This is a genomic window from Streptoalloteichus hindustanus (assembly GCF_900129375.1).
Taxonomy (GTDB): domain Bacteria; phylum Actinomycetota; class Actinomycetes; order Mycobacteriales; family Pseudonocardiaceae; genus Streptoalloteichus; species Streptoalloteichus hindustanus.
Window position 1 is genome coordinate 86,192 of sequence record NZ_FQVN01000007.1, and the last position, 19,847, is coordinate 106,038.

General features: G+C 72.4%; 17 protein-coding genes and 1 pseudogene. 6 read left to right on the forward strand and 12 right to left on the reverse strand.

The features are described from left to right. Positions 1 to 204 precede the first annotated feature (204 nt). Entirely contained in the window at positions 205 to 510 is a 306-nt protein-coding gene (locus tag BUE43_RS22075) for a hypothetical protein (protein WP_073486355.1), read from the reverse strand. A 237-nt stretch (positions 511 to 747) separates the two neighbouring features. Here BUE43_RS22075 and BUE43_RS22080 point away from each other — a divergent pair, with 237 nt between their 5' ends. Then, positions 748 to 1,386, forward strand: coding sequence for a histidine phosphatase family protein (locus BUE43_RS22080; RefSeq protein ID WP_073486357.1), 639 nt, complete (start codon positions 748 to 750; stop codon positions 1,384 to 1,386). 24 nt (positions 1,387 to 1,410) lie between these two features. On the opposite strand, the gene BUE43_RS22085 is transcribed toward BUE43_RS22080, so the two are convergent. Beyond that, positions 1,411 to 2,028 carry a TetR/AcrR family transcriptional regulator gene (locus BUE43_RS22085; protein ID WP_073486359.1) on the reverse strand — a complete coding sequence of 206 codons (618 nt, stop codon included), beginning with the start codon at positions 2,026 to 2,028 and terminating at the stop codon, positions 1,411 to 1,413. 80 nt (positions 2,029 to 2,108) lie between these two features. Here BUE43_RS22085 and BUE43_RS22090 point away from each other — a divergent pair, with 80 nt between their 5' ends. Then, a complete protein-coding gene (locus BUE43_RS22090) occupies positions 2,109 to 2,882 on the forward strand; it encodes an SDR family oxidoreductase (protein ID WP_073486361.1) in 774 nt (257 codons plus the stop codon). Positions 2,883 to 2,992: 110 nt separating this feature from the next. On the opposite strand, the gene BUE43_RS22095 is transcribed toward BUE43_RS22090, so the two are convergent. The 3 genes from BUE43_RS22095 to BUE43_RS22105 form a co-directional block, all read right to left on the reverse strand. Then, the gene (locus BUE43_RS22095; RefSeq protein WP_200797633.1) at positions 2,993 to 3,364 is read right to left on the reverse strand and encodes a MerR family transcriptional regulator; all 372 of its coding nucleotides are present in this window, start codon (positions 3,362 to 3,364) and stop codon (positions 2,993 to 2,995) included. Between the two features lie 26 nt (positions 3,365 to 3,390). Beyond that, positions 3,391 to 4,149, reverse strand: a complete 759-nt coding sequence (locus BUE43_RS22100; RefSeq protein ID WP_200797634.1) for an SDR family NAD(P)-dependent oxidoreductase — start codon at positions 4,147 to 4,149, stop codon at positions 3,391 to 3,393. 213 nt (positions 4,150 to 4,362) lie between these two features. After that, positions 4,363 to 4,998, reverse strand: coding sequence for a TetR/AcrR family transcriptional regulator (locus BUE43_RS22105; RefSeq protein WP_073486368.1), 636 nt, complete (start codon positions 4,996 to 4,998; stop codon positions 4,363 to 4,365). 104 nt (positions 4,999 to 5,102) lie between these two features. Between BUE43_RS22105 and BUE43_RS22110 the strand changes: the two genes are divergently transcribed. Together BUE43_RS22110 and BUE43_RS22115 are read left to right on the forward strand one after the other, a co-directional pair. Then, positions 5,103 to 5,315 (forward strand): hypothetical protein, encoded by a 213-nt coding sequence (locus tag BUE43_RS22110; RefSeq protein WP_234995846.1) that lies wholly within the window; start codon positions 5,103 to 5,105, stop codon positions 5,313 to 5,315. A gap of 5 nt (positions 5,316 to 5,320) precedes the next feature. Then, entirely contained in the window at positions 5,321 to 6,934 is a 1,614-nt protein-coding gene (locus tag BUE43_RS22115; RefSeq protein WP_083960058.1) for a carboxylesterase/lipase family protein, read from the forward strand. A gap of 118 nt (positions 6,935 to 7,052) precedes the next feature. Here the strand turns inward: BUE43_RS22115 and BUE43_RS33595 are convergent, their stop codons facing one another. The 5 genes and pseudogenes from BUE43_RS33595 to BUE43_RS34755 all read right to left on the reverse strand — a co-directional run. Next, positions 7,053 to 7,493 (reverse strand): hypothetical protein, encoded by a 441-nt coding sequence (locus tag BUE43_RS33595; RefSeq protein ID WP_143174315.1) that lies wholly within the window; start codon positions 7,491 to 7,493, stop codon positions 7,053 to 7,055. A gap of 226 nt (positions 7,494 to 7,719) precedes the next feature. Further along, on the reverse strand, positions 7,720 to 8,601 hold the full coding sequence (locus tag BUE43_RS22125; protein ID WP_234995847.1) for an SGNH/GDSL hydrolase family protein: 882 nt from the start codon (positions 8,599 to 8,601) through the stop codon (positions 7,720 to 7,722). Positions 8,602 to 9,149: 548 nt separating this feature from the next. Next, a complete protein-coding gene (locus tag BUE43_RS22130) occupies positions 9,150 to 10,025 on the reverse strand; it encodes an SDR family NAD(P)-dependent oxidoreductase (RefSeq protein ID WP_073486372.1) in 876 nt (291 codons plus the stop codon). Continuing rightward, the gene (locus tag BUE43_RS35290; RefSeq protein WP_407697138.1) at positions 10,022 to 10,942 is read right to left on the reverse strand and encodes an alpha/beta fold hydrolase; all 921 of its coding nucleotides are present in this window, start codon (positions 10,940 to 10,942) and stop codon (positions 10,022 to 10,024) included. The genes BUE43_RS22130 and BUE43_RS35290 overlap by 4 nt, the downstream gene beginning before the upstream one ends. A 21-nt stretch (positions 10,943 to 10,963) precedes the next feature. After that, a pseudogene (locus BUE43_RS34755) lies at positions 10,964 to 12,448 on the reverse strand (flavin-containing monooxygenase); the annotation flags it as partial. Between the two features lie 95 nt (positions 12,449 to 12,543). Here BUE43_RS34755 and BUE43_RS22145 point away from each other — a divergent pair. Beyond that, entirely contained in the window at positions 12,544 to 13,788 is a 1,245-nt protein-coding gene (locus BUE43_RS22145; RefSeq protein WP_073486374.1) for a PucR family transcriptional regulator, read from the forward strand. A 207-nt stretch (positions 13,789 to 13,995) separates the two neighbouring features. On the opposite strand, the gene BUE43_RS22150 is transcribed toward BUE43_RS22145, so the two are convergent. Both BUE43_RS22150 and BUE43_RS22155 read right to left on the reverse strand, forming a co-directional pair. Next, positions 13,996 to 16,704, reverse strand: a complete 2,709-nt coding sequence (locus tag BUE43_RS22150) for a poly(A) polymerase (RefSeq protein WP_073486376.1) — start codon at positions 16,702 to 16,704, stop codon at positions 13,996 to 13,998. After that, entirely contained in the window at positions 16,704 to 18,398 is a 1,695-nt protein-coding gene (locus BUE43_RS22155) for an RNA ligase family protein (RefSeq protein ID WP_073486378.1), read from the reverse strand. The genes BUE43_RS22150 and BUE43_RS22155 overlap by 1 nt, the downstream gene beginning before the upstream one ends. Between BUE43_RS22155 and BUE43_RS35650 the strand changes: the two genes are divergently transcribed. After that, positions 18,397 to 19,494, forward strand: a complete 1,098-nt coding sequence (locus BUE43_RS35650; protein WP_083960019.1) for an HAD family hydrolase — start codon at positions 18,397 to 18,399, stop codon at positions 19,492 to 19,494. The genes BUE43_RS22155 and BUE43_RS35650 overlap by 2 nt on opposite strands. Positions 19,495 to 19,847 lie beyond the last annotated feature (353 nt).

Genomic DNA, 19,847 nt, shown 5'->3' on the forward strand with positions numbered 1-19,847 from the left:
GTCGTCCAGCGCAAACCGTGAGCGCGCGTGCTGCCCGTGTCCCCTGTTTCCCTGACACGAGGCGTCCACCGGCAACTGTCCCCAGTAGACATCCTCCAGACGTCGTCAGGAGGTGCGCACCCTCATGTGGTACCACGCGGTCTCCGGAAGCCGTGGCATCACCTGCGACGAGAACTTCGCGCTACTGCGGCGAATCCTCGCCGATCATCCAGCGCCGCCTACCGGATCAGCGATCACTTGCGCACAGATGGGAGACAGGGCATGAGTCAGCGCAAGCAGGCTCTCGCACATGCCCACAGTGACCAGCAGAACGACTCGGGCGCGCTGCCGCGCCATGCTCTTCAACACCAGGGTGGTGTGCCCGTCATCGCGCTGCAGGCCCGACGAGACGTGCGTCCGCCGCGTCGGTCCCGCCGCGACCGACGACTTCTCACCAGCACCGAGGAGAACGGGGAGCTCCGAGTGGAGGCCGTTCTCCACCAGCTCCGGCGAATCACCACGTTCGGCCACCCACCGCCCGTGATCTCCTCGCACACCACGTGGACGGGCCGGGCATCGTGACCATCGCCGGCGCAGCACCTCGGCCCACGTCAGTGGCCTGGCCCCGTCTGCCCAACCCGGCACGCCCACGCCTGACGCCGCTTCGCGGCCACCACGAGATCGCCCAGCCCCGCCCTGACCAGCACCGCCCTGACCGGCACCGCCCTGACCGGCACCGCACAGCTGGCTCGACCAGGAGACGCCCCCGTGCCCCGCACCGTGTTGATCATCCGCCACGGCCACGCCCACTCCATGGCCACCTACACCCACACCTCCGCCACCTGCCAGGGCCTCACCGCCCTCGGCCGGGAACAGGCCCGCGACCTCGCCCGCCGGCTCGCCGCCGAACACGAGGTCACCACCCTGATCACCAGCCCCGTGCTGCGCGCCGCGCAGACCGCCACCGCCGTCGGGGCCGCCGTCGGCCTCACCCCGCGCGTGTGCCCCGACCTCCGCGTCCCCGATCCCGGCCCGGGCGAAGGCCACAGCTGGGACGCCCTGCGCACGCGCTACGGCCCCGACCCCACCCATCCCCCCAGACCCGCCTGCGGGGAGTCCTGGGCGCAGTACCTCCAGCGGAGCCACGCCACCCTCACCCGGCTTCTGGAGGACCACGACGACGGCACCCTCGCCATCGTCGGCCACAGCGAGACCGTCCTGTCCGCCCTGACCCTCCTCATCGGCACGCCCGTCCTGCGCGCCCTCCAGGTCGCCGTCGGCCCCACGAGCGTCACGGCCCTGCGCGCCGTCCGGGAACGCGACACTGTCCCCATCACCTGGCAGCGCTGGGAACTGTCCGCGCTCGGCGACACCTCCCACCTCACGGAGCGCGCCCTGGTCCACTGACAGCGCCCAGGCAGCGCGGCGGGGTCAGCTCGGCGGGGCTGGCCATGCGGTCATGGCCAGCTCCGCGACCTGGGTCAGTTCGGTCGCGTCAGCTCCGTCGCGGGCGCGTTGTGACATCCCCTGGAAGACGGCGGCGAAGTAGCCGGCCAGTGCGTTCGGGTCGGCGTCGGCGGGCAGTTCGCCGTCCCGCTGTGCGGTGCGCAGGCGTTCCCGCAGGACCGCGAGGTTGGCGTTGCGCAGGTCACGCAGGAACGCCGCGACCCCGGCATCCTGGGGCGTGACGTTGGTCGCCGCGCTGATCGTCAGGCAGCCGGCCGGGTGGGACGGGTCGGGGAAGATCACTGCGGCCTCGCGCAGGATGCGGGCGAAGGCCCGGTAGGCCGTCGGCTCCTCCTGGAGCGCGGCGCCGACGAACGCGCCGACGGGTGTGCTCGCGTAGGCGTGCACCACCTCCTTGAACAGCGACGCCTTGTCGCCGAAGGCCGCGTACAGGCTGGCCGGTCTGATGCCCATCGCCTCGGTCAGCTCGTTGACCGAGGTCGCCTCGTAGCCGCGCTCCCAGAACAGCCGCATCGCTGTGGTGAGGGCGGCGTCGCGGTCGAAGCTCCGGGGCCGTCCTCGGGTGCCACCTGTCCTGCCCATGCCCCCAATGTAGAGCAATCACTCAAGAAGTCGTGCTACCGTCTTTGTTGAGCCATCACTCAACAAATGGAGGGGCAGTCATGGGAGCGAACGCACTCGCCGGCAAGGTCGCGCTGGTCACCGGTGGCAGCCGGGGGATCGGCAGGGGCATCGCCGAGCGCCTGGGCAGGGACGGCGCCGTCGTGGCCGTCGCCTACGCCCGCGACCAGGCCGCCGCGGACGAGGTCGTCACACAGATCCGCCAGGACGGCGGACGCGCCTTCGCGCTGCGGGCCGAACTCGGCGTCCGCGGGGACGCCGCCGCGCTCTGGGCCGCCTTCGACGCCGAGATCACGCGGCACGCGCCCGACAACGGCGTCGACATCATCGTCAACAACGCCGGGATCGGGCGGAGCGCGAACCTGGCCGCGCTCACCGAGGAGGAGTTCGACGAGGTCTTCGCGGTCAACGTCCGCGCGCCGTTCTTCATCGTGCAGCACGGCCTGACCAGGCTCCGCGACGGCGGCCGGATCATCAACATCTCCAGCGGCGCCGCCCGCCTGGCGATGCCCGACGCCATCGCCTACGGCTCCACCAAGGGCGCCCTGGACACCTTCACCCTCAACCTGGCCAAGGAACTGGGCTCGCGCGGCATCACCGCGAACTCGGTGGCCCCCGGCATCGTCGACACCGACGTCAACGCCGGGTGGCTGCGCGGCAACGCCGAAGCCGAGGCGCACGCGGCGTCGCTGGCCGCGCTGGGGCGGGTCGGGCGGCCCGAGGACATCGCCGACATCGTCGCCTTCCTCGCCTCCGACGACGCCCGCTGGGTCACCGGCCGGGTCATCGACGCCACCGGCGGCGCTGGGCTGTGACCCCGCACGTCCCGGCGGGAACCGCGGTTCCCGCCGGGACGGACGCCCCACGGGTGGGCGGGGCCCGTCGTGCTCCGGGGCCGTCTGGTCCCGCCCCGTGGGCCAGTCGGTCAGGCCACGGGGCGGACCCGTCCCCCGGTCCTCTCCCGAAGGGCGGCCGCCAACCGGTCTCGGGCCTCGGTCTGGGCGGCGATCCGCTCGTTCAGGACCGCCAACCGGTCCAACGCCACCCGCAGCCCCTTGCCCGACGGTGGCGCGGCGGCCACGTCGCCGTCCAGGCACGGCAGGAACACCTGCACATCCTCCAGCGTGAGCCCGGCCGCCAGCAGGTAGCGGATGTTGCGCACCCGCACCACCGCTGTCTCGTCGTAGACGCGGTAGCCGTTGGCGGCCCGCTCGGACGAGATCAACCCCGCCTGCTCGTAGTGCCGCAGCGCGCGAGCGGTCGTCCCGGTCGCGGTGGCCAGCTCACCGATCCTCACCCGTCCCACCCCCGGGACCAGTCGTATCACGCCACGACCGCCCCACCGTCGACCGGGAACACCACGCCGGTCACGAACGACGCCGCCGGCGCGGCGAGCTGGGTGATCGCCCAGGCCACCTCCTCGGGCCGGCCGATCCGGCCCAGCGGGGTGTGCGCGAGCTGCCACTCCCGCACCGCGGCCATCCGCTCCGGCGTCAGGCCCTGGTGCTCCCCGATCGGCGTCTCGATCGCGCCGGGGGCCACCGCCACCACCCGGATCCCCCGCGGCGCCAGCTCGACCGCCCAGCTTCGGGTCAGCAGCTCCACGGCGGTCTTGGTCGCCGCGTAGACCGCGCTGCCCGGCCAGGCCCGCTGCCCCACCGACGTGCTCAGGTTGACGATCACCCCGCGCGAGGTCTCCAGGGCCGGCAGCGCGGCCTGGGCCAGCAGGACGGGGGCGACGAGGTTCGTGGCGAACTGGGACGTGATGATCTCCGTCGTCAGCGTGCCCAGAGGCCCGCCGCGCACGATGCCGGCGTTGTTGACCAGCACGTCCAGTCGACCACAGGTCTCCAGGACGGTGTGGACGATGCGGTCGGGCTCGCCCTCGGCGGTGATGTCGGCGGCCAGCGGGGTGATCCGCTCGTGCCCGGCAGCGGTCTCGTTGAGCGGTTCGACGCGCCGGCCGATCGCGACCACGCGGGCGCCCTCGGCGGCGAAGGCACGGGCGGTGGCCCGACCGATCCCGGTGCCGGCCCCGGTGATGACGACGACCCTGCCGCTCTGCGGCGCGGTGCTGTTCATGCCGGCCATCGTTCAACCCTGCCGCCAACGACAAGGTCAAGCCGCTGTCGTCTTGCCACTGGCAGTCAACACCGCACTACGCGGAGAGATGATCGGGGCCTCCGCTGTGGTTCTGACTGTGATGCCGGGACTCCCGACCACACCGTCCACAGTGGACACCATCCGGGCGGCCTCGCCCCGCGTGTTCGGCGTGCGCTCACCGAGAACCCGCGGTCAACGACCAGACGCCTCGGCGAGGACGGCGTCCAGTCGGGTGCGGGCGATGTGTTGCGCCTGTTGCGGGGTGATGCTGCCGGTGAGGGTCAGTCCGGCGAGCCCGATGGTCAGCGCGAGGAGTTCGTGCGCCCTGGACAGGGACGCGGAGGCTGTCGAGTCGGGGCGCGTACCGGCGTTCCGGTGGAGCAGCAGGGCCACCAGGCCGGCCAGTTCCTCGTATCGCCGCTTGATCCGGTCGTTCAGGTGGGGGCGGGTCAGGGCGTGGGTCTCGAATGCCTGCATGACGCGGAAAAGCCGGCGGTCATCGTCGGTGGCGGGGATCAGCTCGCTCAGCATCGCGTGCAGCACCGTCGCCGGATCGTCGGCGTTGTCCGCCGTGCGGAGGTTCTCGTGCACGCGGCTGGCGCCGAGATCGTTGACGGCGGTGAACGCCGCGGTCAGGAGATCGTCCTTGGTCGGGAAGTAGTGCTGGACCCGGCCGACGGAGACCCTGGCCCGCTCGGCGACGCGCCTGATGCTGACCTGTTCGGCCCCTTCGGTGTCCACGATCGTGAACACCGCGTCGAGGATCGCGCTGCGCCGTTCGTCGTGCGCGGCGCCGCGACCCCGCACTCCCGGTCGTGGGCGTTCCACGTGCGACCCCTTTCTGAGACGTTCGTATTGATTTGACCACGGACCGACCTCCGGCTACCGTCGCGGCATCAAATCAATACGATCGTACCGATCAGGTGGGAGGCGTGGTGGTCGAGCTCCTCGGGTTGGCGCTGCTGGTTCAGGGCGGCGGGGGCCTGGTCAACAACCTGTCCGGCGGCTCGAAGAGCTGGTTCCTGCTCAACTACCTGGACATCCCGGGTGTGCCGCACCTCGCGGGGCACGCGCTGCTGCTGGTGCTCGGGCTGGTCCTTGTCCTGGGGCGCAAGGGCCGCACCCGGCCGAAGAGCGGCGGGTGAGCGTGATGACGCGCCGCCAACAACGCGGATGGTCGCTCTCGTTCGCCGCCCTGGCGTTGACCACGGCCCTGCCCCTTCCCGCGAGTGGGGCCGGTGTGACCACACAGGACAGTGCGGTCGTCCGGACCGATCGCGGTGCCGTGCGCGGCGTCGAACACGCCGACTACCGCGAGTTCCACGGGATTCCGTTCGCCGCACCACCGGTGGGCGAGCTGCGCTGGCGCTCGCCGCGGCCGCACGCGCCCTGGACCGGAACCAGAGACGCGACCAAGCCCGGCGCGCGGTGCGCGCAACTGGCTTCCGTCACCGGCACCCCGGCCAGCAACGCGGAGGATTGCCTCTACCTCACCGTGACCGCGCCGCGCCCAGTCGGCCGCGGACCGAAACCGGTGATGGTGTGGTTGCACGGCGGTGGTTTCGTTGAGGGCGCGGGCAGCGAGTACGACCCACACCGGATCGCCGTCCGGGGTGACGTGCTCGTCGTGACCGTCAACTACCGACTGGGGATCTTCAGCAACTTCGCCCACCCGGGGTTGGACGGTTCCGGGGCGTTCGGTCTGGAGGACCAACAGGCCGCGTTGCGCTGGGTCCGCCGCAACGCGGTCGCGTTCGGCGGCGACCCCGGCAATGTCACGCTGTTCGGACAGTCCGCGGGCGGCCAGAGCGTGTGCGCGCAGCTCGCCGCACCGGGAGCGGCGGGCCTGTTCCATCGGGCCGTCATCCAGAGTTCGTTGTGCACCACCAAGATTCCGGCCAACGCGCTCGCCCCCGGGCTGCCCACGGTCTCCCCGTGGGAGACCGTGGAGAGCGTGGCCGCCCGTGGCCGGCAGACCGCGACCGCGCTGCGCTGCCCGGACCCGGCGACCGCCCTGACCTGCCTGCGCGATCTGCCACCCGAACAGCTCATGCCGGTGTTCGGTCAGTTCGCCGGGCTGTCCTACGGCAGCCGCACATTGCCCGAGGACCCCTACCGCGTGCTGCGAGAAGGCCGGATGCACCGGATGCCGGTGCTGTCGGGCACGACCCGCGACGAAATGACCTTCATGCAGGCCGTGATCGACCTGAGCGGCGGCCCCCTCACCGCGCGGCGATACCGCCAGTACCTCGACGAGGCGTTCGGCGTGGACGCCGACCGGGTCGCCGCCCGCTACCCGCTCCGCCCGCACGAGCCGCCCAGCCGCACCTGGGCCGCCGTCACCACCGACAGCGCGCTCACCTGCCCCACGCTGAACCGCAGTCGCCTGTTCGCCCGGCACGTGCCGACCTACGGGTACGAGTTCGCCGACCGGACCGTGCCACCCACCCTGCCCGACGTCGGTTATCCGTACGGCGCCTACCATTCCGCCGACCTGTTCTCCCTGTTCGACCTGCGCGACGGCGCCGTCGGCCCCGAACTCGACGCCCAGCAGCGACGCCTCGGCGACCTGATGATCGACTACTGGACGGCCTTCGCCCGCACCGCGAACCCCAACGCCCCCGGCCTTCCCCGATGGCCGCGCCTGCGACCGAACACGCCCGCCGCGCAGTCACTGGCCACCGGCCCGCACGGCGTCGGGCCCGTTGATCTCGCCCAGGAACACCACTGCCAGTTCTGGGACAGCGTCAGCGCGCTCAGATGAGCTACTCCTGCTGCACGCCCACGCGGCAGGACAAGCGGAAGGCGCAGCCCTTGCGGGCTGGTTTCGCCTCGGACCCGAGGTAGCGCAGGCTCCCTCGGCAGCAGGGCCGCCCGGGCCGTCAGCGGCCCGGCGGGGTCCAGCCGGCGGTCTCACCGATGTCGACCAGGCCCACCTGAGAGGGGATCGCGGCCCGTGTCCGGCCGTGCCAGCGCACCCACAACGCCACGCTGCCGGCCTCGGCCTCGGCCAGCAGCTTCCGCAGCGACCCGAGCCTGCCGGCCCGGTCGATCTCGATGGCGATCGGCGGCCGGAGCGGCCGTGCGCACACCAGGTCCAGTCGGTCCTGGCGCTCCCCCGTGCTGGTCGGGTGGGTGCTTCGGCCCGGCGCCGCCAGGTCCACGGTCCAGCCGCGGGACTGGGCCCAGCGCACGACCCGCCGGGTCAACACCTGGGTCGCTGTCGGCGCGGTCATTCCGGCGAGCCGGACCGGCAGCAGATAGGCGTGCAGATCCGCGACTAACTCCGCCGTCTCGCCGGCCGCACCGGTCGCGTTGGTCATGACGACCACCGTAGGGACCGGCGCGGGCCCTGTCTCGCGGCGAGGTTCACGAGAAACCGGACGCACGGCCGACGGCACCGCTGGGTCGCGAGTCGACCGTGGCTCCGGCCGACATGAGCGACCAGACCACAGTGGACAGCCGTGGGCGGAAGCCCGGCAGCACGGCTCGCGTCTCCACGACGAGACGGCGGCGGCTGCCGGATTCCCGCCCATGGCGACGACGGCGTTACCCCGCTACCGCCGGGCGCCGCACCGCCTTCGCGACGATGCCACCGGCGGCGGCCATTCCCGCCGCGTTCGGGTGGTACGGAGCCGCGGCGGACGTCGGAACGAGCCCCTCCAGCCACTTCTCCCCCGCCGGCGCGCAGGCGCCGTGCTTGGCGGAGGGCGTGCGGATGTCCACGTAGCGGCTGCCGTGGCGTCGGGCCTGGTCGGCGAGCATGGCGTGCAACCGGTCGAAGGCGGCCTGGATGTAGTCGGCGTCCTCCGACCAGACCGGGTCGCGCGGCCAGCACCCGCCCGGCTGGAAGTAGGTCAGGTAACCGACCACCGCCACCTGCGCCCTCGGCGAGCGGCGGTGGATCTCCTCCAGAGCGGCGCCCAGCTTGGGGGCGGTCGCGGCGATCCGCTCGGCCAGGACGTCACGACCGTTCTGGCCGAAGAGGTCCCTGCAGGACGGTCCGACGCCGTCGGGGGTGAGCCGGATGCAGGACAACACCAGCGGTCCGAGGCCGATGTCGTTGGCCCCGATCGCGATCGTGACCAGGTCCGTGTTCGCCCTGAGGGCGTCGTACTGGGGCGGCACGAACCCGAACTGGCGTCCCGCGAGGTGGTCGGTGGTCGCACCGCTGCAACTGACGTCGGTGAGCCTGGCCCCGAGTCGGGTGGCGAGCACGTGCGGCCAGTTCCGGTCCGACCGCAGGCAGGCCAGGTCGATCTGCTGGGGGATCAGCGGTCCGGCGGCGGACGAGTCGCCCAGCGCCACGTAGTTGAGGGCCCTGTCCTCGGCGGCGGACGCCGGCGACACCAGGCACGACAACGCGGTCACGACGCCGAGGCCGACGGCGGCGGCGCGCAGCCGACGAGCGAGGAATAGACGAATACCCACGCGATCTCCGTTTCCCGCGAGTTGATGATCAACGACAGTCTGCTGCACCGCCGGGCGGCAGCTTCCCGGAACATCCCCCACGATTCACGGCCGTCGGGTGGCGGAGGCCAGGGGGACACGCGTCCCCCGCCTCCGGCGCCTCCCCGGCGGATCGTCGTGATCCACCGGTCCACGACGCGGACGACGTCCGTCGGCGACCGGGACGCGCCGGGACGATGGCTGGTCCCAGGTGGGGCAACGGCTGGCCGGCTTTCGGTTTCCCATCACCCGATGGCCCGCACGGCTGCCCCGGCGAACGACTCCCGGCCGTGGGCCGCGGCCTCGCGCGCCGGTGCCAGGTCGGAACCACCTCACCACCGCGCCCCGCCCTCCCCCGCACCGCGGACTCGAACCACAGCGGAGGCGATCGTCCCTGAAGCCGGAACCGTTCTCCCGGACCGGCACGCGATCGGCCCACGCGGCAACACGACCAGGCGAGGATCGCGCCCACGACCACCACGCGCGTCGCCGTCGCCGGACGCGAACCCACCACGCCGGCGACGTTCCGGTCAGGAGGTGCCGAACAGTCGCCGTTCGAGCCGGGCGATCAGTGCGGGATACAGACTCGGGGCCAGTCGGACGAGCAGGTCCGCGATCCTGGCGTCGGCGCCGACGAGGACGCGGGGCCGGCCCTCCTCCACACCGTCGACGATGACGCGCGCGGCCCGCTCGGCCGGCATCCGCAACAGTCTCTCGTTGTAGGTGCGGACCCGCCTGCGGGCCTCCTCCGTGACGGCGGTGCCGTGCCGCTCCGCGTGGTCGAGCGCGGCGGACGCGATGTTGGTCCGCACCCCGCCGGGGTGGACCACCGTCACCCGGACCGGGTGGCCGGCGAGTGCCATCTCGGCGCGCAGGGTCTCGGTGAACCCCCGCACGGCGAACTTCGCGGCGCAGTAGTCGCTGAGCGCGGGTTGTCCCATGATGCCGTTGAGGCTGGAGATGGTCACCACGTGCCCGGCACCGGAGGCGATCAGGTGGGGCAGGAACGCCGTCGCGGTGTGGATGACGCCGAAGAGGTTGACGGCGAGGGTCCGGTCGTAGGCCGCCCAGTCGGCGTCGAGCACGGAACGGCCGCCGCCGGCGACACCGGCGTTGCAGTAGATCTGGTGCACCACACCGAAGTGCTCGGCCACTCGGGTCGCGTAGGCCCGCACGGCCGCACGGTCGCTGACGTCGAGACGGGCGGCGTGCGCGTCGACCCCGAGCGCCCTGAGCCTGTCGGCGGTCTCGGCCAGACCGGGGTCGTTGACGTCGGAGACCGCGAGACGTGCGCCGCGCCGGGCGAGGGCGAAGGCGAGCTGCCGGCCGATGCCGGAGCCCGCGCCGGTGATGACGGCGACCTTGTCGACGGCCCTGTCGGCGGCTCTGCCACGGACGCGGCTCATGCGGGTCCTCCCGCCCGCGCGACCTGAGCGTCCACAGTGGACACCGCAGTCGGGTCGCTGGCGCGGGCGAGATCACTGATCAGATCGACGAGCCGGTCGAGCACCCCGGGCGCGAGGTGATGCGCCATCCCGGCGATCTCGACGTGCCGAGCGCCCGGGATCGCCTCGGCCGTGGCCCGGCCGCCGCTGGGGTGCACCACGCGGTCGGTGTCGCCGTGGACGACGAGCGTGGGGGCGGTGATGCGGCGCAGCTCCGCGGTGCGGTCGCCGGAGGCCTGCACGGCGCCGATCTGGCGGGCGACAGCCCCTCGGGTCCGTGCCTCGCCGCCCCGGTGCCACGCGGCCGCGGCCCAGGCCCGCTCCAGGGCGTGGTCGGGAGGGAAGGTGGCCGAGGCGATGTGGGCGAGCAGCGCCAGGTGGCGTTCCACCGCCTTCTCGCGGGTGGCGGCCGGACGCCGGGCCAGGCGCGCGATCGTGGACACCGCCGGCTGCCCGACCCCGCGCGCCCCGGTGGTCGAGAAGATCGAGGTGAGGGAGGCGACCCGCCCCGGGTGCCGCGCCGCGAGCGTCTGCGCGATCATGCCGCCCATCGACACCCCGACCACGTGCGCGCGGTCGATCCCGAGGTGGTCGAGCAGTCCGTGGGCGTCGGCGGCCATGTCGCCGAGGTCGTAGGCGTCCGGCCGGGGCCGGGCCAGCAGTTGCCGGAGCAGGGACGGCGGCGGGGTCGGGATTTGGCTGGACCGGCCCGCGTCCCGGTTGTCGAACCGGATCACGCGGAAGCCGTTGTCCACAAGGCCGTCGACCAGACGTCTCGGCCAGGCGGTGAGGTCCCGCCCCAGCCCGGAGACGAGCAGCAGCGGGACGCCGTCGGCGGGCCCGTCGGTCCGGTAGCAGATCCTGGGCCCGGCCGGCAGGTCGACGAACCGGTCGTCGGTGGCGCGGGGGGCGGTGGCCCGGGTGAAGCGCAGCTCCGGGTCGGCCAGGTCGTCGGCGCGCAGCAGCCGGACGTCGGAGTGGTAGCTCATCGAGGTCAGCCACGGCATGCGGTCGCCCTGCCGGGGCAGCTTGTGCACGACGCGCTGGACGTAGCCGGCGGCGAAGTCGAGGAACGGGCGGGTCGGCATCGCCGGGTCGCTCACCTCGGGACGGCAGGTGTCGTGGCCGTGGGCGTCCATGTGGGCCACCAACCGGCAGAAGTGCTCGCAGAGCAGGCCGATCTTCAGCGTCCACGACGAGTTGGTGTAGCCGATCGCGTAGGCGAAGTTCGGCACCCCGGACAGCATCATTCCCTTGTACGACACGCGATCGGGCAGGTGCACCGGGTCGCCGTCGACGGTGAGGGCGATGTCGCCGAAGACCCGCACGTTCAGGCCGGTGGCCGTGACGACGACGTCGGCCCCGATCTCACGGCCGGACTCCAGCAGGACGCCGTTCTCGGTGAACTTGCTGATCCGGTCGGTGACGACCGAGGCCCTGCCGCCGCGCACGGCGCGGAACAGGTCCCCGTCCGGCACCGCGCACAACCGCTGGTCCCAGGGGTTGTAGGGCGGGTTGAAGTGCTCGTCGACCGGATAGCCCTCGGGCAACAGCCTGGCGTTGACCCACCGGATGAGCCGGCGGGCCGCCACCGGGTGCCGCTGGCAGAACCACCAGATCACGCGCTGCTGGGCGATGTTCTTGCGCCGGGTGAGGGCGTAGCCGCGCCGGTCCCCCAGGAGCGCCTTGAGGGCGTTGGCGATCACGTCCTTCTTCGGCACCGGAAGGATGTAGGTCGGCGTCCGCTGGAGCATCGTGACGTGCTCGGCGGTGTCGGCCATCGCCGGCACGAGGGTGACCGCCGTCGCGCCGCTGCCGATGACGAGGACGCGTTTGCCCGCGTAGTCGAGATCCTCCGGCCAGTGCTGCGGGTGGATGATCGGGCCGCGGAAGCGCTCGCGGCCCTCGAAGCGCGGGGTGAAACCCTCGTCGTAGCGGTAGTAACCGCTGGCGCAGAACAGCCAGGAGGCGGTCATCCGCACGTGCTCGCCGGTGTCGGTGCGTTCGACGTCGACGGTCCACCGCGCCTCGCGCGAGGACCACGACGCGCGAATGACCTTGTGGTGGTAGCGGATCCGGTCGTCGAGACCGTTCTCGGCCACCGTTTCCCGCAGGTAGGCCAGAATCCGGGGTGCGGAGGCGATCGACTCCTCGTCCCGCCACGGCTTGAACTCGTAGCCGAAGGTGTGCAGGTCGGAGTCCGACCGGATTCCCGGGTAGCGGAACAGGTCCCACGTGCCGCCGCACGCGGCCCTGGCCTCCAGGATCGCGAAACTCCTGGACGGCAACTCGGATCTCAGGTAACGGCCGGCGCCGATACCGGAGATGCCGGCGCCGACGACCAGGACGTCGAGGTGCTCGACGGGTGTCTGGTTGCTGGCCATGCGCGCTCCCGTGGACCCGTGGGGTGTGGCATGGCCAGCATCCGGGGTCCGGACCCCGTTGCGCGATCACGATGTGCACCATCATGATGCGAGACATGGTGCGGAATGCTGCGAGCCCGGTCCGGTGGCCCGATCTGTCGCCCCGGGTCCGCGAGCTGTTCCGGCGCGCTGCCGAGATCGCGCTCAACCCGTCCGCCGAGTGGATCGAGCGACTGCACGCGGCGGCACTGGGCGGGGAGCGGATGCGCGCGGTCACCGAGGACCCGGTGCTGGAGGCGGCGACCAGGCGGGCCAACCTCGCCAACCTGTTGCACTGGGCCGCGGCCAACGTCCACAACCCCGGTCGCCGGGTGCCGGCGAACGTGAGCAACGAGGTGCTGGAGGCGGCCCGCGACCTGGTGCGCCGGGGCCTCGACGAGAGCGGGTTGGACGCCTACCGCACCGCGCAGAGCGTCGCGTGGCGGCGGTGGATGGAGATCTGCTTCGACCTGACCAGGGACCCCGCGGAGCTGCACGCGCTCCTGGACGTGTCCGCGCTGTCCATCGCCACGTTCGTCGAGGACACCATCAACGCCGTGTCCGAGCGGATGCGCGACGAACGCGCCGAGCTCAGGCGGGGCACCCACGCCGAACGGCGGGCCGTGGTCACGTTGCTGCTGGAGGGCGCCCCCATCTCCCGCGCCCGCGCCGAGGCGCAGCTCGGCTACGGCCTGACCGGCCCGCACACCGCCCTCATCCTCTGGAGCACCGCGACCACGGCGTCCGACCAGCTCGGGGCCGCCGCCGACGCGGTGATGCGGGCGAGCGGCGCCGCCCACCGCCTCACCGTCGTGGCCAGCGCCGCGTCCCTGTGGGTGTGGCTCCCCGTCGGCACGGCCCCGGGCGTCGACGAGCTCACCGACGCGCTCGCCGCCCTCCCCGACATCCGGGTCGCCCTGGGCCGGCCCGGCCCGAACGTCGAGGGCTTCCGCCGCAGCCACCTCGACGCCGCCGCCACCCAGCGGATGCTCACCCGACTCACCTCCCCGCGTCAGGTCGCCCGCTACGAGGACGTCCAGCTCGTCGCGCTCCTCACCGCCGAACCCTCCCAGGCCGACGAGTTCCTGACCGCCACGCTCGGCGACCTGTGCCACGCCGACCCCGACACCCAGGAAACCGTGGCGACCTACGTGCGCGAGCAGTGCAACACCACCCGCACCGCCGAACGGCTCTACACCCACCGCAACACCGTTCTCCGCCGCCTGGCCCGCGCCGACGAGCTGCTCCCACGCCCGCTCGCCGAGAACGTGGTCGACGTCGCGGCCGCCCTGGAAGTCCTGCGGTGGCGCGGAATGCGGTGAGAGATCAGCTGAGATCGAGCTGGTGCGCCGGCTTTGCTCGTGCGCGGGATGTCCCGAGACATGATGCTCGTTCCGCGAGGAGATCCCAGGGCAAACGCCGCGCCGCCCCCAGATCGTCCACTGTGGACCCTGCATTCGATTCCGTGGATGGTTCGCGACAGTGACTCGACGCGGTGTTGGTGGCGCTGAGATGCGGGCCCGGCGGTCTCACCGGAGGGTCGGCACCGCGCCGCCGTCCACCCACTCGACGGTCACCCCGGGCAGGCCGGTGGCCCAGCCGCGCACGAGCTCGCGCAGCCGTGCCTGGTCAGGCGGTGTCCGACCGAGGCCGATCGCGTAGCGCGCGAAGCCGTCACCGGTCACGGCCGGGCGGGGCCACGCGTGCGCGTCGCGCACTCCGGCGGCTTCCAATGCCGTGAGCAGCGCGCGCATCCGGCCGCGCACCCGCCCCGTGATCGCGTCGAGGTCGTCGCCCCGCACCTCCACCACGGCCCAGGCGGCGTGTCGGCGGTGCAGCGGTGGGGATGCCGCCCAGGGATCGCCGTCGTACTGGACGACTTCCCAGGCGTCGTACAGCTCCTGCGTCACCAGGTCCCGCATGCCCTCGCCGACCTGCTCGGTGCACAGCCGGAAGGGTGCGGACGGCGTCACGACCGACACCGCCGCCGGAGCGTCCACAGTGGACGAAAGAGTGACCTGGTCGCGCCAGTCCCACGCCGCCCACGTGCCGAAGAAGTGGGCCAGCAGATCGCGCCCGGCCAGCCGGGGCGCATCCACGACCGTCAACGCCGCCAGCACCGCCCACGCCAGACCCGGCAAACCTCCGTGTGGCGCGGCGTCCAGCCCCCTCGCGCGAGCCCACGCCTTGACCCGCGACGCCAACCACGTGAACGCCTCCCGCCGAGCGCCCACGAACGTCAGGATTGCCTCGGCGTCGCTCACGGCGCTCAACGCCACCGCAGCCGTGGGCTCCAACTCCGCGCGCCGGCTCACGGCCTCGGTCGGATCGACCGCGCTGCCGACCACGGCGAGGTCGACGTTCACTTCGCCGACCCGCAGGCGCAATCCGGGCACGCGCGCGCCTACCACGGGACGCACTCCTGTCGCCCCCGGCACCACGACTCGGTCCAGTTCGACCTCGCCCGGCACCACGGCGACGAGGTCCAGGTCCGCGCCCGCCAGCGCGCACCCCATCCGCCGCGAGCCCACGACGTGCACGACACCGTCAGGAAAAGCCGACGACACCAGCTCGACCACCTCAGCGACGTTCTCGGCGGCGTCCTCGGCAGCACGCGGCTCCGTGCCCGGCGACGCGTGCCACCGCACCTCCCCGCTGCCCAGAGCGATCGTGGCGCGCGGACGCATCGGCTCGTCTCCCCGACGCGACAACACCACCACCTCACCGACCTCGGCGGCGAAGGGGCCCAACCTGCCGGGGTCGACGGCGCGGCCCACCGTGAGGTGCGGTGTGAAGCTCCGGCCTCGGTCCTGGCAGCCCGGGAACCGCCGCGCCAGCGCGTTTCGCAACGCCGCCCACGGCTCGGGGCCATCCGCCGCCGGGTCGAGCCACACGGTGCCGTGGTCGAACGACCGCACCCCGTCCAACCGCGCGGTGAACGGGCGGAGCCCGGTGGCCTCCTCCGCCAGCAGCGCGACCGCGCGGTCGAACTCCGCCTCCGGCACGAACCCGAACAGCAGGTTGACGTGCGCGGGCCACCGGTCGAACGCCGGGTCGTGCCGTCGCCGGACTCCGTCGACCGCGTCGGTGACCTCCGTCGGGGGCAACCACGCCACGGCGGTGCGGCTGGTTGGCGGCACGTCGAGCACCGTGCCCGACGTCGCCTCCCGCAGCTCGACGTCGACCTCCACGCCGTAGTGGTCCGACACGAGCGCCGACGTGCCACGCAGCACCGCCCGCTGCGGTCGCAATTCGTTGCCGCGCAGGAACACCCGGTCCAGCCGCGCGGCCTGGCCGGACAGCGACGAGATCGCCGCCAGCGGGTTCGTCCTGGGGTCGAACGTCGGCGTGTCGTCCGCCGGGCCGTGAACCTCCGTCCAGGCGTCCCGCACGCCGAGCGTCCGGCCGGGCAGGTCGGTGCCGTCGTTGAAGTCGCCGAGCAGGACCAGTGGACAGTCCACATCGGACAGTCCTTCGGCGAGGTCGGCCAGCTCAGCCGATCGGCGCGCCCCGCGTTCGGTGTGGTCGCTGGTCAGGTGCGTGCACGACACCATCACCGGCCCGGTCGCGGTCTCCACCACCAACGCGGTGACCGCCTTGTGCGGCCCGAACGCGTGTCGACCCGCCTCCAGCACGGGAACTCGGCTGAGCAGCAGCAGACCGCAGTCGTCCACCTCACGCCCGGACGGGTGGGCGTCGACCGCGTAGCGCTCCCGCACCCACGGCTCGGCCAGCAGCATCGCCAGCAGATCGCGTTCGACCTCCTGCAACGCGATCACGTCCGCGTCGGCGCGCGCCAGGTCCGCCAGGAGCAGCGGGCGGCGGCTGGCGGTGTCGATCCGGTCGCGGTCATACCGGTCCCACAAGGTGTTCCACGTCAGCACCCGCAGGCGCTGCGGGGCGACCCCACCGGAACCGCCCGGACCCCAACCTGTGCCGTCCCACGAGAAGTGTTGCGACTCCGTGAAGAACGGGGCGCGCAGCCGACGCGGCGCCCGCGCCCGCCCGGCTTCCGAGGAGTCGATCCGGTCCACACCCGTCGCCCGGTCCCAGACCAGCTCGCCGTCCGCCTCCACGAACAACACCCGGTGCCACGGCACGTCGCCGCCCGGGACGAACGACGGCAGCGGCACCCGCTTCGGCTCCGCCCCACGCACGGCGATCCCGAACACGAACCGGGCCGGGTCGAACCGGGAGTCCCAGCGCACCCGGTGGTAGATCTGCTCACTGGTGCGCATCACGCCTCCTCGTCCAACGACCCGGCCACGTCGGCGACGCCCCCGTCGGGACCGACGTACCAGGTCCGGTGCGCCTCGCCGGGGTACGGCGGCACGAACCGCGCCAGTTGCGCGGCGACGACCTCCGGCGGCACCCTGTGTTCGCGTTCGGCGTTGCGCCGCAACACTTCTTCCTCGTCCACGACCATCACCGCGTGCGTGACGAGCACGTCGCGCCGGTCCGCCACGTCCCGCACCACCTGGCGCTGGTGCCGGTTCAACGACGTGGCGTCCCACACCACCGTTCCCCCGCGCGCCAGTGCCGCGTCGAGCCGCCGCAGCCCGGCCCGCAACACGTCGCCGTTCGCCCGCTGGTCCGCCCGTGAGCCCCGGGCCTCGCGCAGGTCGTCCAGCGAGACCACCTCGACACCCCTGAGGGTTCGGACGAACGTGCTCTTGCCGGCGCCCGCCGGGCCGGACATCGCGACCAGCCGGGGGAAGTTCCCCGCGCGCCACCGCCACGTCAGCGCGACGGCCTCCTCCGGCGTGGCCAGCCGGCCGGCGGCGAACGCCTCCCGTGCCTGCGCCCAACACCGGTCCGCCACATCGACATCGTGGCCCCGCAACGCCTCACGAAGTCCGGATCGCAAGTGCCCCAACGGTTCCTCGCCCAGCAACCCGGCCTCCTCGGCGTGCAGCGCGGACCAGGAGACCTGGTCCCGCGCCTCGGCATCGGTCGCCGCCGCTGCCGCCACCGCGTGCAGCACGCCCAGGTCGGCCGCCGCGCTCAACCGCACCAGACCGGCGCGGCGCTCAACGTCGGGAAACGCCCGGTGCAGCACGGTGTGCAGCCCGACGAGGTCGGCGACCCGTCGCGCCAGGGGCATGCCCACCGTTCCGCTCAACCGAGCCAACACGCGCGGCCTCGGCACACCGTGCAGCAGAGCGGCGAGGACCCCGGCCAATCGGGCGTCGCCTGTCCTGTCCAGCAGGTCGAGCCGCGCCAACACCTCGTCCGCGCCGTCGGTGAATCCGACTGCGGCCAACACCTCCCGCGCATTCACCGGCAGTCCCGCCCGCACGTCCCACAGCGCCCCGGCCGCTCCCCGGCCATTGGGCACCACCGGTCCGAGCATCCAGTGCTCGTCCGTGCGCACGTGATCGCGACGCACCCACTTGGCCACGCGCTGCGCGAACTCGGCCCGGTCGAACCCGTCGACCGTGCGCACCACGTACCCCTCCTGGCGCTGGAGGTCGAGCCACAACGCGCGCAGGGCGCGTTCGTCGAACACACCCCGCCACAGCACCCGGGGCACCGGAACACCGAGCCGCCGGGCGAACCGCACGGTCTCGTCCCAACCCAGGCACCGGTCCCCGGCCCACACCGAGAAGGCGGAGAACCAGCTCTCCAGGTCGCGGTACTCGATCGAGTGCCGGGCGTACAGGTTCTCCCCGCACACGCGCCAACCCGGCGGAATCCCCGCCGCCACGGCGCCGTGCAACGCCTTCACCCACGCCCGCGACGGGTGGTGCGCCGAGTCGAGCGACCGCGCGTGCAGCCCGTCGCGGTAGAGCGTGGTGTTCTCGCCGTCGAGCTTCTCGGTCACCACGACCTCGCGCCCCGCCAGCCCGCCGAGGTCGGCCAGCCGGACGTCGTCCGCCGTCGCACCCGGCGACCACGGCAGGTGCGATGTCCGCGGATAGCGCACCCACATGGTTCCGTTCCTCCCGACGACGCCACGGGATCGTAAGAGCACGCCGAACGCGCTCACCAGCCAATATCTCCGCAGGCGCCCCGCGAAGCCGGAAAGAACCCCGGGAGAGGCGAAAAAGCGCCGGGAAGGCCAGCACCGCTTTTCCGCCGTGAACGCGAGGAACTCATCGTGGGGTCGCCGCAGGACGCGCTGCACACGTTGCGCGACGGTCGTTCGACCACTCGCCGTCCCGCCACCTCGGCCGACGTCCGGCCGCTTCTTCGACGTGGGCAAGGGTTTCGAACCCTCCACGGCCACGAACTCCGCCCGCCGCGAGGCGGTTCCCGCCAACTCAAGGTCGGGTAGCGTGCTCACGAAAGCAAGGACTGACGGGAAGGGACCAGACGTGAACACCACAAAGCCCTTGGCAGTGCGGGCAGTTCTGTTCGACATGGATGGTGTCGTGGTCGACTCCCGGCTCGTCATCGAGAGCGCCTGGCGCGAGGTCGTGCGCCGCCACTCGGGCCGGGACCTCACCACCGAGGAGGTCGAGGAGCACGTCCACGGCCGACAGGGCAGCCACACCGTCGCCGCCCTCTTTCCCCGCCACACGCCCGAGGTGCGCAGGAAGATCTGGGCGGAGGTCGACCGCATCGAGGAGACCGCGAGCTACCAGGCGATCCCGCACGTCCAGTCCTTCCTCCGCGACCTCCACACCCACGGCGTCACCGTGGGCCTGGTCACCAGCAGTTGGACCACCAAGATCGAGCACGTGCTCAAGTCGCTCGACGTCCAGGACGTCTTCACCGTGGTCGTCAGCCGGGACGACGTCCAGCAGGGCAAACCGCACCCGGCCCCCTACCTCGCCGGCTGCCGCCTGCTCGACGTCGACCCGGCGAACACGTTGGTCTTCGAGGACTCGGTCAGCGGCGTCCAGTCCGCGGTCGCGGCGGGCACCACCTGCGTGGGCATCGGCGCCCCCGACCTGACCGAGGAAGGCGCCGCGGACGCCGTCGCGGACTTCGCACCGCTGCGGCTTGTCCCCCACGACGCGAGAACGCTCCGCCTCGAAGGAACCACCCGACAGATCCTGATCATCCCCCGAACCGGCTCCTGACCGAGGAACCCGCCGACCGGCGCGCTCGTCCTCCACGCCCCAATGGCAGCGGCACCACCGAACGCTGGGGGCAGAAGCTCAGCGGCAAGACCGAGCGAGCAGGAAGGAGGGTGAGGAGAAACGAGGTGGGCCAAGAGAGGCGTTGGCATGCCCGCACAGTTGATCAACATCATGTGCACGTCAGTCTCGGTGGAGAACTACCACTTCGTCTGTGTAGACACAAGGGGCTTCATACAGCACCAGGTCAGATACAGCAACCGTGCTGCTAGGGACGTTGGGACCCCCTTGGACATTTCCCCTGTGTCCGAGGGGGTTCCCGCGTCTTCCCGGCCACGTGCTGACTCAGTGCTGAC